Origin of the sequence: Ureibacillus sp. FSL K6-0165 (assembly GCF_038004285.1) — a bacterium.
GTDB lineage: Bacteria > Bacillota > Bacilli > Bacillales_A > Planococcaceae > Ureibacillus > Ureibacillus thermosphaericus.
This window is the reverse complement of sequence record NZ_JBBOQS010000001.1, coordinates 2673526-2688636: the sequence shown is the minus strand read 5'-3', so window position 1 is coordinate 2688636 and position 15111 is coordinate 2673526. Positions and strand designations below refer to the sequence as shown.

Genomic DNA, 15111 nt, shown 5'->3' with positions numbered 1-15111 from the left:
CTTTATGGATGGTTTAATTTTATGCAGGCATTTCAGTCGGAGTTGGTTTCGAAAAGCCCTCTTGATATTTTTCATCAATATATTTTCGAATTTCTTTAATGGATTTTCCATCATTTGAGAGCTTTGCAGATTCAACTGCAATTTCCATACAAACGAGACAGCGAGTTCCATGGTCATCCCACAGAACTTGTTCGTCGCGAATTTCAGCAACGAAGCAATTTAAACTGCTTCGGTGGCCAGCTGATTCTCCACAACCGCAATAACAAGGAATCCATTGCAACACATCGGCATGTTCGAATGCGATTTTGTATACAGTCGTTATGTTTTCATGTTTTTCTTGTAAAAAAGAAGGCAATTCATTAATAGAGGTTAGTTCTTGTAAATCTCCCGACAATGGATTGTGATGAATATGGCTTGTATCACTGTGAACTTCTTGTTGAGTTGTTTCACCTTTGCAAGCGCTCAGTATAAAAAGAAGAGAGAGCAATATGTATATTTTTTTCATTTCTTTTCCTCCACAGCATATTCCACCCTCATTATAGAATGAATTTATGATAAAGTACAACATGAGTGGAATCACTCTAGTCAATCTTATAAGAAATTCATTTAAGCCGATATAAAATAAAAATATTAGGAGAAAGCAAGTATGAAAACAATTAAGGAAATAACAGAAGCATTAAAAAGTGCGTCTACATATGAGCCATGGATGAAGGAACTTGAATATGACGAAAGAGCGGGAGTAAAAAAAGCTTTTTTACAGTTTAAAAAGAGATTAGAAAATCAGGAGAAAATGCTTGAACAATTTCGTCAAAAGCAAGCATTTGATGCAAGTTTTCTTCCCTTTGAAGATGCCTATTTAGCTGGAATAGATGAGGCGGGAAGAGGTCCTCTAGCTGGACCAGTTGTCACTTGCGCAGTCATTTTACCAAAAGATTGTCCAGAACTTGTTGGAGTGAATGATTCAAAACAACTATCCAAAAAGAAACGCGCAGAATTTGCTGAGTTAATTAAAAAGCATGCTCTTGATTATTCAATACATTTTCAGAGCGCGGAAATCATTGATGAGATGAATATTTTAGAAGCAACAAAACAATCGATGAAAATGTGTGTTGAAAGTTTAAAAATACGCCCAGATTTTTGCATTGTAGATGCAGTTACAGTCCCGATTGATATACCTCAAAAAAATATAATAAAAGGCGATGCGAAAAGTCTTGCGATTGGAGCGGCATCGATATTAGCTAAACACGAACGGGATTTATATATGGAAAAGTTACATAAAGAATATCCTCAATACGGATTTGATCAGCATGCTGGTTATGGCACAAAGCAACATTTAGAAGCAATTGAACAATTTGGGCCAACCATTCATCATCGCAAATCATTTGAACCAATTAAAACAATGCTAGAGAAGAAGGTGATGATATGACAATTCCTTCCTTTCAACCGATTCAACAACAACAAGTGTCCGCACAAATAAATCCTCTTGTGTTGAAACAAGGACAAGTATTCCATGGAAAGATTAAACAATTATATCCAAATCAAATGGCGGAAATCCAAATTGGCGAGCATCGTCTCATAGCAAAGCTGGAAACGCCTATAAAAGTGGGAGATTCGCATTTTTTCCAAGTGATGAGCACTTCCCCCCAGACGGAGTTAAAAGTGGTTACAGGGCCAATGACGAAGGAATTTGTAAATGTGCAACAATTGATTGAAACATTGCATTTGCCGAAGTCTCCTGAAATGCAGCAACTGTTGACGCATTTCATCAAACATCAGCTTCCTATTGTTAAAGAACAATTATTGCAATCGGAAATATGGTTGAAAAATTTACCTGACGGAGTAACAAAGCAAGAAGCATTACAAACATTGCAAAAGATGATGGAATTGAAAATTCCTTTTTCGGAAGTAACATTTAAGGCGCTACTACTCGGTTCGAAAACAAGTGGCATTTCCAATAACCTTGAACAACTTACCCAATTATTGCAACAAAATCACTTAATTTCACCTCAAATAAAAGAAAATTTACTAAATGCGTTGCAGTCCATTGCCAAACCTTTCGAAGCAGAAACAGCGGGAACGATGATTGCACGCTCTGTGCAAATTCTTCTACAAAGTGATGGACAAGAAACAAAGCAACTTGAAGCGTTAAATATTTTAAAAGAAGCAAATATTTTACCAAAAGATGCAACACTTAATAATTGGTTGAACACCGCAACGCTCTCTTCTCGCAATGAAACAGCAGGATTCTTTGTCAGACAGTTGCAATCAAGTTCAACTGTTTCAATTGCTCATACAATTCAACAGATTACCCATTGGATTAAAGGGGAAGTAACGCTTACAGAACAACAGAAAAATACCATTCTTGAATTGCTCAAATCCTTCGAAAACACTAATCATGTTGAACAATTGGCTAAACAACTCCATGTCCAATTGTTAAAAGCCTTTTCAGAACAAGCAGTAAATCGATTATTTTTTAACGAAGATGGAATTTCGCCGAAGGAGCATTTATTGTCACTACTAAAACAGGAAATGAGTATAAAAAGCGATATGGAATTTATTCAAATGGCAAAAGCTTTTCAAGCATCTAAAGAGCCATCTACACAAGTTATGATGGCGGAATCTCAAGCAATTTTGGAGTCATCGTTGAACAGTCAAGGGATACAAAAAGCTATTCAACACATATTAATAAGGCTTGGTTTAAGTTATGAAGCTGCACTGAACAAAGGAGAGGATGTTACAAACCTCATCCAATCTATAAAGCCCCAATTATTGTCCCTTATTCAAGATGAGAACGCATCTACAGAATTGAAGAATAGTGCTGAGATGGTGTTAGCCCGATTAAATGGAATGCAACTGCTTTCTGGAGAAACAGGTCATCAACATCAAATAATTATGCAACTTCCATTGCAATTTTTAGGAAAGCACGTAGATGCGACCATTCAATGGAATGGAAGAATGAAAAAAGATGGAAAAATTGATTCCAACTATGCTCGGATTTTATTTTATCTAAATATGGAAGTATTAAAAGAAACCGTGATTGATATGCAGGTGCAGAACCGAATTGTTTCGATTTATGTGTACAATGAACTGGAAGGGTTAGATGTACTAGCTGAGCCGTTAAAAAAAGCTTTAAAAGTGGGCCTAGAAGAAAAAAACTATCATTTATCCGGCGTAATGATTAAACCTTATAAAAAAACTTTGCAAAAAAATCTTGAGAAAAATATTGAAAAATTGAATGACAGAGGGGCAGTACAAAGGGGAGTGGATATTCGCGTATGAATTCGGAAAAAAGAAAAGAAGCAGTTGCCCTTATGTATAATCCTGATGAAAATAGTCCAAAAGTGATTGCGAAAGGTAAAGGGAAAATTGCAGAAAATATCCTGCAAAAAGCGCAAGAATTCGATGTACCTATATATGAAGATCCCAGCCTAGTAGAATTGCTGGGACAACTCGATTTAAACGAGTCGATACCACAGGACTTATATGAAGCAGTGGCAGAAGTATTTGCTTTTATTTATCGATTAGATCGAAAAGTTTCTTCACATTCTTAACATGACTATTGTAGTATTGTAAAAGCAAAAATGCTTATTTTACGCGAAGTAGAAAAATATGTCGAAAATTAAGAAAAATACGAAAAAAATGCGAACATAGACAATGGGTTACTGTTTGATTAAAATAGTATTGGTAACAAACTATTTCCCAAATTGGTGAATTGGAGGATGGCAAATGAATATCCATGAATATCAAGGTAAGGAAATTCTTAGGAATTATGGTGTAGCAGTTCCAAACGGAAAAGTTGCTTTTTCACCGGATGAAGCAGTTAAAGTTGCAAAAGAACTTGGATCAAATATCACAGTGGTGAAGGCTCAAATCCATGCTGGTGGACGTGGGAAAGCCGGCGGGGTAAAAGTAGCCAAAAATTTGGATGAAGTTCGTGCATATGCGAAGGATTTATTAGGAAAAATTTTAGTTACGCAACAAACAGGTCCACAAGGTAAGGAAGTAAAACGCCTTTATATTGAAGAAGGTTGCGAAATTAAAAAAGAGTACTATATCAGTTTTATTTTGGATAGATCCACTTCGCGCATTACTGTTATGGGTTCAGCAGAAGGTGGAATGGAGATTGAAGAAGTAGCAGAAAAATCACCTGAAAAAATCTTTAAAGAAGTAATTGATCCGATAACAGGATTATTACCATTCCAAGCAAGAAGATTAGCATTTAATATGGAAATTCCACCAAAGTTAGTAAATCAAGCTGCTAAACTCATGATTGGATTATACACTGCTTTTGTGGAAAAAGATGCTTCTATTCTTGAAATCAATCCACTTGTGCTAACAGAAGACGATAAAATTATGGCGTTAGATGCGAAATTTAACTTTGATGCAAATGCTCTTTATCGCCATCCTGATATCGTTGAATTACGTGACTTTGATGAAGAAGATCCAAAAGAAATTCAAGCATCAAAGTACGATTTAAACTATGTATCATTAGACGGAAATATCGGATGTCTTGTTAATGGTGCAGGTCTTGCGATGGCAACAATGGATACAATCAGCTATTATGGAGGCTCTCCAGCCAACTTCTTAGACGTTGGTGGCGGTGCAAATACGGAAAAAGTAACAGAAGCGTTTAAAATTATTCTTTCTGATCCGAACGTAAAAGGTATTTTTGTAAATATTTTCGGAGGCATTATGAAATGTGATGTCATCGCTGAAGGTGTAGTAGCAGCAGCGAAGCAAATAGGGTTAAATGTTCCGTTAGTTGTTCGTTTAGAAGGAACAAACTCTGCTCTTGGTAAAGAAATACTAAATAAATCTGGATTAAATATTATCGGAACGACTTCAATGGCTGAAGGTGCACAAAAAATTATAGAACTCGTAAGGTAAGAAAGGCTGGGGAGAACAATGGCGATTTATGTAAATAAAGATACGAAAGTAATTGTTCAAGGTATTACTGGTGAAACAGCTTTATTCCATACAAAACAAATGTTGGAGTACGGTACAAAAATCGTAGCAGGGGTAACACCTGGTAAAGGTGGACAAGTAATCGAAGGAGTACCTGTATTTAATACGGTAGCTGAGGCAAAAGCAGCTACAGGAGCGAATGCTTCTGTTATTTTCGTACCGGCGCCATTTGCTGCTGATGCGATTATGGAAGCGGTAGAAGCTGAATTAGAATTTACATGCTGTATTACGGAACATATTCCAGTATTAGACATGGTGAAAGTTAAGCGTTTTATGGAAGGGAAGAAAACGCGCTTACTAGGTCCAAACTGCCCTGGACTCGTGACAGCTGAAGAATGTAAAATCGGTATTATGCCTGGATATATTTTGAAAAAAGGTCATGTTGGTTTAGTATCCCGCTCTGGTACTTTAACATATGAAGCAGTACTTCAATTATCAGATGCTGGTATTGGCCAAACAACTGCTGTGGGAATTGGCGGTGACCCTGTTAACGGTACAAACTTTGTAGATGTATTAAAAGAATTCAATGAAGATCCGGAAACATACGCAGTTGTGATGATTGGTGAAATTGGTGGTACAGCTGAAGAAGAAGCAGCAGCATGGATTAAAGAAAATATGAAAAAACCGGTTGTAGGATTTATCGCAGGTCAAACAGCACCTCCAGGAAAACGAATGGGACATGCTGGTGCGATTATTTCTGGCGGTAAAGGTACAGCAGCGGAAAAAGTTAAGGCGATGAATGATGCGGGAATTGAAATCGCTCCAACACCGTCTGTAATTGGTGAAACATTAATTAAAGTATTAAAAGAAAAAGGGCTATACGAAAAATGTAAAACCCATTAATATAAAGAGTGTAGCGCATCTATTTGCGTTACACTTTTTCATTTCTTTATTTTATAATATTTTTTGGACAATTCTTTGTGCGGTCACGAAAAGGATATGTTCTACTATAGGAGGGGTAATGTGAGCTCATTTTCAATTGATGAGTTGATTACCTTCCACTATGTTTACCCACTTCCACTAAATCAATTTCACAAATTATTAGATGAAATTTCCTCCCTTCATGAACTGCAATTTTTATCGCCTACAAAATTAACGTCCATTCTCCAAATTTCATCGGAAAAAGCAGAAAAAATCCTAACTAATTATAAGAGAATGTTAAAGAAAAATTTGCTTGATGCATATAATCATGAAGGAATACATGTAATTCCTTATACCGATCCAAATTATCCCCTATCTTTACTTACATTAGTCGATTCACCTACTGTGCTTTATGCGAAAGGGGATATATCTTTATTAACTAGAAGAAAAATTGCTATTATCGGTTCTAGAATGGCTACACAATATACTGTGAAAGCGCTGGAGTCGATTGTTCCACCTTTAATTGAAAAGGATATAGTTGTCGTTAGTGGATTGGCAAAAGGTGCAGATAGAATGGCTCATGAGGCAACTATTCGATACGGCGGGAAAACGATTGGTATATTAGGGAATGGATTATTTCATATTTATCCTAAAGAAAATAAGAAATTAGCGACGATAATGGCTAATCAACACTTATTGGTAACGGAATTTCCACCCTATGTTGGTCCCAAAAGGTGGCATTTTCCACTCAGGAATCGTATTATAAGTGGTATTAGTGAAGCGATTGTAGTAACAGAAGCTGCGGTGAAAAGCGGTACGTTAATTACGACAGATCATGCTTTAGAACATGGAAAAGATATATTTGTAGTACCAGGCCCTATTGATTCAAAACTTTCAGAGGGAACGAATCGATTGTTAAGAGAAGGAGCAATTCCTGTATGGAACGGTCAACAAATTTTAGATGAATTAAATTTGTTTTTTTAGGAAATATATTGAAAAAAAGTTGCATTATTAGTCAAACTGTTATACATTTTGCAACAGGAATTTCTTTAAAAATATATAAAGGTGCCTCTAGTGAGGAGGAAGTTGAAGATGGCAGACTATTTAGTGATAGTAGAATCACCAGCGAAAGCGAAAACCATTGAACGATATTTAGGAAAAAAATATAAAGTAAAAGCATCCATTGGACATGTAATTGATCTTCCGAAGAGCCAAATGGGGATTGATACGGAAGATAATTATAAACCTAAATATATTACCATTCGTGGAAAAGGGCCTATATTACAAGAGTTAAAAACAGCTGCGAAAAAGGCGAAAAAAGTGTATCTTGCAGCCGACCCTGATCGCGAAGGTGAAGCGATCGCATATCATTTAGCAAAAGCTTTAAATATCGATACTGAAAGCGATTGTCGAGTAGTATTTAACGAGATTACGAAAGATGCGGTGTTAGAATCTTTTAAACATCCGCGTCCAATTAATAAGCATCTTGTGGATGCTCAACAGGCTCGCAGAGTATTAGACAGGCTTGTTGGTTATAACATAAGCCCAATTTTGTGGCGAAAAGTGAAAAAAGGATTATCCGCAGGACGTGTTCAGTCCGTTGCAATGCGGTTGATTATCGATAGAGAAAATGAAATTAAACATTTCGTTCCAGAAGAATACTGGACAATAGAAGGAAAATTTGAAAAGAATAAAAAGCAATTTGAAGCGCTTTACTATGGAGATGAAAAGGAAAAAGTAAAGCTCACAAATCAACAACAAGTGGAAGAAATTTTAAAAAAAATAGAGGGATCCGAATTTGAAGTTGTAAATGTGACGAAGAAAGAGAGAAAAAGAAATCCTGCTCCAGCGTTTACAACTTCATCACTTCAACAAGAAGCGGCGCGAAAATTGAACTTCCGAGCAAAGAAAACAATGATGATTGCTCAGCAACTTTACGAGGGTATTGATATTGGAAAAGATGAAGGTACGGTCGGTTTAATTACGTATATGCGTACCGATTCCACACGTATTTCGGATGCTGCAAAAGCAGAAGCAATTCAATATATTCACGATAAATATGGCAAAGAATATGTCTCTGAAGAAATTCCGAAGGCGAAAAAACAAACAAATGCTCAAGATGCTCACGAAGCGATTCGACCAACAAGCGTGTTAAGAACACCAGACCAATTGAAAGATGTATTAACTCGTGATCAATTGCGTCTGTATCGTCTCATTTGGGACCGATTTGTAGCAAGTCAGATGGCTCCAGCTATTCTAGATACAGTATCTGTAGAATTAAAAAATTCTGGCTGTATTTTCCGAGCAAATGGATCTCAACTGAAATTTTCAGGATTTATGAAAGTATACATTGAAGGAACTGACGATCAAACGGAAGAAACAACCAAAATACTTCCAGAGTTGCACGTTGGAGACAAAATCAAATCAGTTGAAATCATTCCAAAGCAACACTTTACACAACCACCTCCACGCTATACGGAAGCCAGACTTGTGAAAGAATTGGAGGAACTTGGAATAGGAAGACCATCCACCTATGCTCCGACTGTGGACGTCATCCAAAGACGTGGTTATGTGCAACTTGATAATAAACGTTTTGTCCCGACGGAGCTTGGAGAAATTGTCCATTCATTGATGATGGAGTTTTTCCCGGAAATTATCGATATTGAATTTACCGCGAAAATGGAAGCTGATTTAGATAAAATTGAAGAAGGAAAAACTGATTGGATTCAAATTATCGATAATTTCTATAAAGAATTTGAAAAACATGTAAAGCATGCTGATGAAGCGATTGAAAAAATCGAAATTAAAGATGAGCCTGCTGGAGAAGATTGTGAAAAATGCGGAGCACCAATGGTATTTAAATTAGGCCGTTATGGAAAATTTATGGCTTGTTCCAATTTCCCAGAATGTCGAAATACAAAGACGATTACAAAACCAATCGGCGTAACATGTCCAAAATGTAAAACTGGAGAAATTGTGGAGAGAAAAAGTAAAACGAAACGCATTTTTTACGGTTGTGAAAATTATCCTGAATGCGATTTTGTCTCATGGGATAAACCGATCAGCAGACCTTGTCCAAAATGTAGTTCATTATTAGTTGAGAAAAAAGTGAAAAAAGGTATTCAAGTACAATGTACAAATTGTGACTACGAAGAACAACCAACACAATGAAGTTAGGAAGATGATAATTATGACAGAACAAGTAGTAAATGTAATTGGTGCAGGACTAGCAGGAAGCGAAGCGGCCTGGCAGATTGTAAGCCGTGGTGTAAAAGTAAAACTTTATGAAATGAGACCTGTAAAACAAACACCAGCTCATCATACAGACAAATTTGCAGAATTAGTTTGTTCCAATTCATTGCGAGCGAATGCGCTTACAAACGCAGTTGGAGTAATAAAAGAAGAAATGAGAATGATGAACTCATTAGTTATTAAAGCTGCTGACCAGGCTAGCCTTCCAGCAGGAGGCGCTCTCGCAGTCGATCGCCATGAATTTTCTGGATTTATTACAGAACAATTAAAAAATCATCCTCTTGTTGAAGTAGTTAATGAAGAAGTAACGGAAATACCTGAAGGCATTACGGTAATCGCAACTGGACCATTAACTTCTGAAACTTTGGCTAAGAAAATTCAACAATTGACAGGTGAAGATTATCTCTACTTCTATGATGCTGCTGCCCCAATTGTTGAAAAAGATAGCATCAATATGGATAAAGTGTATTTAAAATCACGTTATGATAAAGGAGAAGCTGCATATTTAAACTGTCCAATGACAAAGGAAGAGTTTGAACGATTTTATGATGCTTTAGTAAATGCAGAAGTAGTCGAATTGAAAGAATTTGAAAAGGAAATTTACTTTGAAGGTTGTATGCCGATTGAAGTGATGGCAAAGCGTGGACCGAAAACATTATTATTTGGTCCTTTAAAACCAGTCGGATTGGAAGATCCAAGAACTGGCGAACGTCCATATGCGGTTGTACAACTACGACAAGACAATGCAGCTGGCACATTATATAACATTGTTGGATTCCAAACTCATTTAAAATGGGGAGCGCAAAAAGAAGTATTTCGATTAATTCCTGGTTTAGAGAATGTAGAGATTGTTCGCTACGGGGTAATGCATCGTAACACATTCATTAATTCACCGAAAGTATTAAAGAAAACTTATCAATTGAAATCTCGTTCTAATTTATTCTTTGCTGGTCAAATGACGGGAGTGGAAGGCTATGTTGAATCGGCTGGAAGCGGACTTATTGCGGGAGTGAATGCAGCCCGCTTGGCACTTGGGAAAGAACCGATTGAATTCCCAATTGAAACGGCGTTAGGTAGCATGGCCCGCTATATTACTGAAGCAGATCCAAACAACTTCCAACCGATGAACGTTAACTTTGGTATCTTCCCGGAATTAGGTGAACGAATAAAATCTAAGCAAGAACGAGCATTAAAACATGCTGAGCGAGCAATTGAAACAATTCGGAATTTTATGAATACTCAAACTATATAATTGATTTTAGCCTCTAAATGTTGATATAATGTTTAGAGGCTATTATTTATGTCATCATCTTTGAATAAACGTGGATAAAAAAGGTTAAATTTTTAACAATTTGTGAAGGGAAACTGATTTTTTACAAAATTACTGATTTTTTGCTTGATATATCTCGAAGTTCGGTATACAGTCGAGAATGGATGTTTTCACTGTATGTGTTCCAATAAAGAAATGACGAAAAATATGTCCTAAATGCCGCATTTTTCTTCATGGTACTTCGAAATAGAGGTGACCCAAGTTGAATATTCAACCAACAAAAGCTTTGGATGAGTTTCTCCGAGTAATTCAATTGGAAAAAAACTTTTCTGTTCATACGGTAAAGGAATATGAACGAGACATTACCCAATTCCTTACCTTTTTAAGAGCAGAAGGAGTTGACGATTTACGCGAAGTGGAGTATATACATGCAAGGTTGTTTGTGACCAAACTATATGAAGAAAAACTGTCTCGTACAACAGTTTCTAGAAAAATTTCTTCCATTCGCACATTTTTTCGTTTTCTAAATCGAGATTATGGGATTGACCTTTCGCCTTTTCTATCTTTATATCATCCGAAAAAAGAAAAATTACTACCCAATTTTTTTTATGAAGATGAACTTGCACAGTTATTTGAAGCAAATGCAGGCGACGATTTAAAATCACTACGCAATATGGCGCTACTTGAATTACTATATGCTACAGGAATTCGTGTAAGTGAGTGCACATCGATTGAATTAGACGATATCGATTTTCATTATTCCATTCTTCGGGTGATGGGAAAAGGGAGGAAAGAAAGAATTGTTCCATTTGGGCAATATGCTCATGATGCTTTAATAAAATATATCAATGAAGCAAGACCATTGATTATGAAAAATAATAAGCACAACAGGTTATTCGTGAATATGCGTGGAGGCGAACTTACTGCTCGTGGTGTCCATTATATTTTAAATGAAATGATTCAAAATGCTTGTATGCATACGAAAATTTACCCTCACATGTTAAGACATACCTTTGCGACGCATTTATTGAATAATGGGGCAGATTTACGTACAGTTCAAGAATTGCTAGGACATGCGAATTTATCCTCCACTCAAATTTATACACACGTGACGAAGGAACACCTTCGAAGTACTTATATGAAGGCGCATCCAAGAGCATAATGGTAGGGAGGAATAAAAATTGGAAATGCACGCTACTACGATTTTTGCCATTCATCATAATGGCAAATGTGCAATGGCAGGAGATGGGCAAGTTACATTAGGGAATTCCGTCGTTATGAAGCATACAGCTAGAAAAGTGAGAAAATTATTTAACGGGCAAGTATTAGCGGGATTTGCGGGTTCTGTTGCTGATGCGTTTACGCTGTTTGAAATGTTTGAATCCAAATTGAATGAATATAGCGGCAATCTGCAACGAGCAGCTGTTGAAGTAGCGAAACAATGGCGTGGAGATAAGATGCTCCGACAATTAGAGGCACTATTACTTGTCATGGACAAAAACACGTTGCTTCTTATTTCCGGTACTGGCGAAGTAATTGAGCCAGATGATGGAATACTTGCAATCGGCTCTGGAGGAAACTATGCTCTTGCAGCAGGGAGAGCTTTAAAGCAACATGCGGGGCAGCATATGACAGCGGAAGAAATTGCAAAGGCGGCCCTAACAATTGCAGCCGATATTTGCGTTTATACAAATCATAACATTATTGTGGAGGCGCTAAACTGATGACGACACTTACGCCAAGACAAATTGTAGAACAATTAAACCGATATATTGTTGGTCAAGATGCTGCAAAACGGGCAGTAGCGATTGCATTAAGAAATAGATACCGGAGATCGCTTCTTAGCGATGAACTTAAAAGTGAAGTGATTCCAAAAAATATATTGATGATTGGTCCTACCGGTGTCGGTAAAACGGAAATAGCAAGAAGAATAGCTAAGTTAACAAATGCTCCGTTTGTCAAAGTTGAAGCAACAAAGTTTACCGAAGTGGGCTATGTTGGCCGAGATGTGGAATCGATGGTTCGGGATCTTGTTGAAGCTTCCAGAAGACTTGTGAAAGAAGAGATGATGGAAAAAGTTAAAGATCAAGCAGAACAACAGGCTAATGAAGTGTTAGTAAAATTGCTTGTTCCTTCTAAATCTAAGTCAAAAATGACGCAAAATCCATTTGAACTTTTATTTGGTGGACAAAAAACGGAAAGCCAAACGGATTCTCAAGAAGAAACTGAAATTCGATTAAAACGTTCTAAAGTAAAGGAAGACTTATTAGCAGGTAAACTGGAAGACGAATGGGTAACTGTAGAAGTGACTGAACAAAATACAGCATTTCTAGACATGATGATTCCGGGAATGCCTGAACTAGGCTCTAGCGGTATGCAAGATATGTTATCAAGTCTTGTGCCGAAAAAAACGAAAAAGCGTCGCATGAAAGTGAAAGATGCTCGTCGGGTATTAGCAATCGAAGAGGCGAACAAATTAATCGATTCCGAAGAGCTAGCGCAAGAAGCGATTAAACGTGCAGAACAATCTGGAATAATCTTTATCGACGAAATTGATAAAATTGCAAGCAGAGGTCAGCATTCGTCTGCGGATGTTTCGCGTGAAGGAGTACAAAGAGATATTCTCCCAATTGTAGAAGGATCAACAGTGACGACAAAATATGGACCTGTTAAAACGGATTATATGCTCTTTATTGCTGCAGGAGCTTTCCATATGTCGAAGCCGAGTGATTTAATTCCAGAGTTACAAGGTCGTTTCCCGATTCGAGTAGAGTTGGATAAGTTAACAAAAGAAGACTTTGTTCGGATTCTAAAAGAACCTGATCAATCTCTTATTTTACAATATAGAGCCTTGCTTGAAACTGAAGGCGTATCTATTGATTTTTCTGATGATGCAATTGAACGCATTGCGGAAATTGCAACGGAAGTAAATCAAGAAACGGATAATATTGGTGCACGTAGATTGCATACGATTATGGAGCGATTATTGGAGGAGTTATCTTACGAAGCACCTGAAATTGCTCCAACACATATTCAAATCACTCGTTCATATGTAGACAAAAAACTTGGTGAAATTTCAAAGAACAAGGATTTGTCACAATTTATCCTTTAACATGAATACTTTAGCAAATAAGTATAAAGCATTTTCTACGATAATAATTGAACAATGTAACCCTAGGAGGCAATTAATATGGATTTATTAACAAAAACTAGAAAAATTAACGCATTGTTGCAAAAAACAGCTGGAAAACCAGTTAATTTCAAAGAGATGGCAGATACATTAGGTGAAACGATTGATAGTAATGTATTTATTGTTAGTCGAAAAGGGAAATTATTGGGGATTTCCATTCATCAAAAAATCGAGAATGACAGAATGAAAAAAATGTTAGAAGAACGTCAATTCCCTGAAGAATATACAAATAGTCTGAAAGACATCAATGAAACATCTTCAAATATTGATATCAATAGTGATTATACAATTTTCCCTATTGAAAACCGCGATATTTTCAAAAATGGTTTAACGACAATTGTGCCTATTATCGGCGGTGGTGAACGGTTAGGTACGTTGATTTTAGGGCGTTTAGAGGAACGATTCGGTGACGATGATTTAATTTTAGCAGAGTATGGTGCGACGGTAGTCGGCATGGAAATTTTGCGTGAAAAAGCTGAAGAAATTGAGGAAGAAGCTCGCAGTAAAGCAGTCGTGCAAATGGCTATCAACTCCCTTTCTTATAGTGAATTAGAAGCAATTGAACATATTTTTGAGGAACTAGATGGAAATGAAGGTTTACTCGTTGCATCTAAAATTGCTGATCGTGTTGGTATTACGCGTTCAGTAATCGTTAACGCATTACGTAAACTTGAGTCTGCAGGAGTAATTGAATCAAGATCTCTCGGCATGAAAGGAACATATATTAAAGTATTAAATGATAAGTTTTTGACGGCTTTAGCTGAAATTAAAATGAAATAAGCAAGTTCTTCCTATACTAGAATAATGAATTCATAACAATATTGTTGTGTAATAACTACAACTATTAAAAAGGTCTCATTATTAATGAGACCTTTTTATTTTCCTTTTAATAATTTCATTAAGGGAATAGTTTTATATAATTGTAGTACTTTTTTATCAATTAAGTGATAGCTGATAGTAACTTTTGGGAATTGCAAAGTCAAAAATTTTGTCGAATTGAAACTTTTGTTATCGAAATGTGAACTTTTTGAAAAACTTGGCATGAAAAATTGATTCAGATAGACTATGAAAAAGTGCCAAAAGACGATAGACACTGTGAATTATCTTATTTACAATAAATACTAGTGTTGAGTAAGAAATTTGTCATTTTTGTAATGAAATAGAACGAGGTGAACGGTTTGAACTTGTTTGGAGGAACAATAAGTAACTTAGAGCATGGTTTAAAATACGCATCGCTAAAAAATAAGACTATTGCACATAACATTGCAAATGTCGATACGCCTAATTACAAGGCAAAAGATGTCAAATTTAAAAAACTATTGAATGATGAAAATGAAAAACAACTTAGGGCGAACAAATCAGATAAGAGACATTATGATTTTAGTTTTGAACAATCTACCCATGTTGTTTATAGTTATGAAAACTTTCAATATCGCCATAACGGCAACGGTGTAGATATGGATAAAGAACAAGCAGAATTAGCGAAAAATACGATTTACTACAATGCTTTGATTGATCGCATTAACGGTAAATTCAATACATTAAATACAGTCATTAAAGGAGGGAAATAGTA

14 protein-coding genes are annotated in these 15111 nt (G+C 36.3%); 13 read left to right on the top strand and 1 reads right to left on the bottom strand.

Annotation, left to right across the window (positions count from 1 at the left end; translation table 11 throughout):
* Positions 1 to 19: 19 nt before the first annotated feature.
* Complete coding sequence (locus NST00_RS13295) at positions 20 to 505, bottom strand: PCYCGC motif-containing (lipo)protein (RefSeq protein ID WP_016837435.1); 486 nt, start codon at positions 503 to 505, stop codon at positions 20 to 22.
* A 141-nt stretch (positions 506 to 646) separates the two neighbouring features.
* On the opposite strand from NST00_RS13295, the gene NST00_RS13290 reads away from it, so the two are divergent.
* The 13 genes from NST00_RS13290 (at position 647) to flgB (ending at position 15109) form a co-directional block, all read left to right on the top strand.
* Entirely contained in the window at positions 647 to 1426 is a 780-nt protein-coding gene (locus NST00_RS13290; RefSeq protein WP_016837434.1) for a ribonuclease HII, read from the top strand.
* A complete protein-coding gene (locus tag NST00_RS13285) occupies positions 1423 to 3279 on the top strand; it encodes a hypothetical protein (protein WP_340710109.1) in 1857 nt (618 codons plus the stop codon). The genes NST00_RS13290 and NST00_RS13285 overlap by 4 nt, the downstream gene beginning before the upstream one ends.
* Entirely contained in the window at positions 3276 to 3551 is a 276-nt protein-coding gene (locus NST00_RS13280; protein ID WP_016837431.1) for an EscU/YscU/HrcU family type III secretion system export apparatus switch protein, read from the top strand. Before NST00_RS13285 ends, NST00_RS13280 begins: the two co-directional genes overlap by 4 nt.
* 175 nt (positions 3552 to 3726) lie before the next feature.
* Positions 3727 to 4887: an ADP-forming succinate--CoA ligase subunit beta gene (gene sucC, locus NST00_RS13275; protein WP_016837429.1), complete on the top strand. Its 1161-nt coding sequence runs from the start codon at positions 3727 to 3729 to the stop codon at positions 4885 to 4887.
* Between the two features lie 18 nt (positions 4888 to 4905).
* Positions 4906 to 5808: a succinate--CoA ligase subunit alpha gene (gene sucD, locus NST00_RS13270; protein ID WP_016837427.1), complete on the top strand. Its 903-nt coding sequence runs from the start codon at positions 4906 to 4908 to the stop codon at positions 5806 to 5808.
* Between the two features lie 120 nt (positions 5809 to 5928).
* Positions 5929 to 6810, top strand: a complete 882-nt coding sequence (gene dprA, locus NST00_RS13265; protein ID WP_340710106.1) for a DNA-processing protein DprA — start codon at positions 5929 to 5931, stop codon at positions 6808 to 6810.
* A gap of 108 nt (positions 6811 to 6918) precedes the next feature.
* Positions 6919 to 8997, top strand: a complete 2079-nt coding sequence (topA, locus tag NST00_RS13260; RefSeq protein WP_016837424.1) for a type I DNA topoisomerase — start codon at positions 6919 to 6921, stop codon at positions 8995 to 8997.
* Positions 8998 to 9016: 19 nt separating this feature from the next.
* Positions 9017 to 10330 (top strand): FADH(2)-oxidizing methylenetetrahydrofolate--tRNA-(uracil(54)-C(5))-methyltransferase TrmFO, encoded by a 1314-nt coding sequence (trmFO, locus tag NST00_RS13255; RefSeq protein ID WP_339288873.1) that lies wholly within the window; start codon positions 9017 to 9019, stop codon positions 10328 to 10330.
* 280 nt (positions 10331 to 10610) lie between these two features.
* Positions 10611 to 11510 (top strand): tyrosine recombinase XerC, encoded by a 900-nt coding sequence (xerC, locus tag NST00_RS13250; RefSeq protein ID WP_016837422.1) that lies wholly within the window; start codon positions 10611 to 10613, stop codon positions 11508 to 11510.
* 25 nt (positions 11511 to 11535) lie between these two features.
* A complete protein-coding gene (gene hslV, locus NST00_RS13245; protein WP_040764442.1) occupies positions 11536 to 12072 on the top strand; it encodes an ATP-dependent protease subunit HslV in 537 nt (178 codons plus the stop codon).
* Positions 12072 to 13460: an ATP-dependent protease ATPase subunit HslU gene (hslU, locus tag NST00_RS13240; protein WP_016837420.1), complete on the top strand. Its 1389-nt coding sequence runs from the start codon at positions 12072 to 12074 to the stop codon at positions 13458 to 13460. Before hslV ends, hslU begins: the two co-directional genes overlap by 1 nt.
* A 78-nt stretch (positions 13461 to 13538) precedes the next feature.
* Entirely contained in the window at positions 13539 to 14318 is a 780-nt protein-coding gene (codY, locus tag NST00_RS13235; RefSeq protein ID WP_016837419.1) for a GTP-sensing pleiotropic transcriptional regulator CodY, read from the top strand.
* Positions 14319 to 14716: 398 nt separating this feature from the next.
* Positions 14717 to 15109 (top strand): flagellar basal body rod protein FlgB, encoded by a 393-nt coding sequence (gene flgB / locus NST00_RS13230; protein ID WP_026018944.1) that lies wholly within the window; start codon positions 14717 to 14719, stop codon positions 15107 to 15109.
* The last annotated feature ends 2 nt before the right edge of the window (positions 15110 to 15111 follow it).

Excerpts from the sequence above, each read along its gene's own strand:
- sucD (WP_016837427.1), top strand. The coding sequence starts at position 4,906 with ATGGCGATTTATGTAAATAAAGATACGAAAGTAATTGTTCAAGGTATT.
- NST00_RS13280 (WP_016837431.1), top strand. The coding sequence starts at position 3,276 with ATGAATTCGGAAAAAAGAAAAGAAGCAGTTGCCCTTATGTATAATCCT.
- hslU (WP_016837420.1), top strand. The coding sequence starts at position 12,072 with ATGACGACACTTACGCCAAGACAAATTGTAGAACAATTAAACCGATAT.
- trmFO (WP_339288873.1), top strand. The coding sequence starts at position 9,017 with ATGACAGAACAAGTAGTAAATGTAATTGGTGCAGGACTAGCAGGAAGC.
- hslV (WP_040764442.1), top strand. The coding sequence starts at position 11,536 with ATGCACGCTACTACGATTTTTGCCATTCATCATAATGGCAAATGTGCA.
- sucC (WP_016837429.1), top strand. The coding sequence starts at position 3,727 with ATGAATATCCATGAATATCAAGGTAAGGAAATTCTTAGGAATTATGGT.
- NST00_RS13290 (WP_016837434.1), top strand. The coding sequence starts at position 647 with ATGAAAACAATTAAGGAAATAACAGAAGCATTAAAAAGTGCGTCTACA.
- codY (WP_016837419.1), top strand. The coding sequence starts at position 13,539 with ATGGATTTATTAACAAAAACTAGAAAAATTAACGCATTGTTGCAAAAA.
- NST00_RS13285 (WP_340710109.1), top strand. The coding sequence starts at position 1,423 with ATGACAATTCCTTCCTTTCAACCGATTCAACAACAACAAGTGTCCGCA.
- NST00_RS13295 (WP_016837435.1), bottom strand. The coding sequence starts at position 505 with ATGAAAAAAATATACATATTGCTCTCTCTTCTTTTTATACTGAGCGCT.
- topA (WP_016837424.1), top strand. The coding sequence starts at position 6,919 with ATGGCAGACTATTTAGTGATAGTAGAATCACCAGCGAAAGCGAAAACC.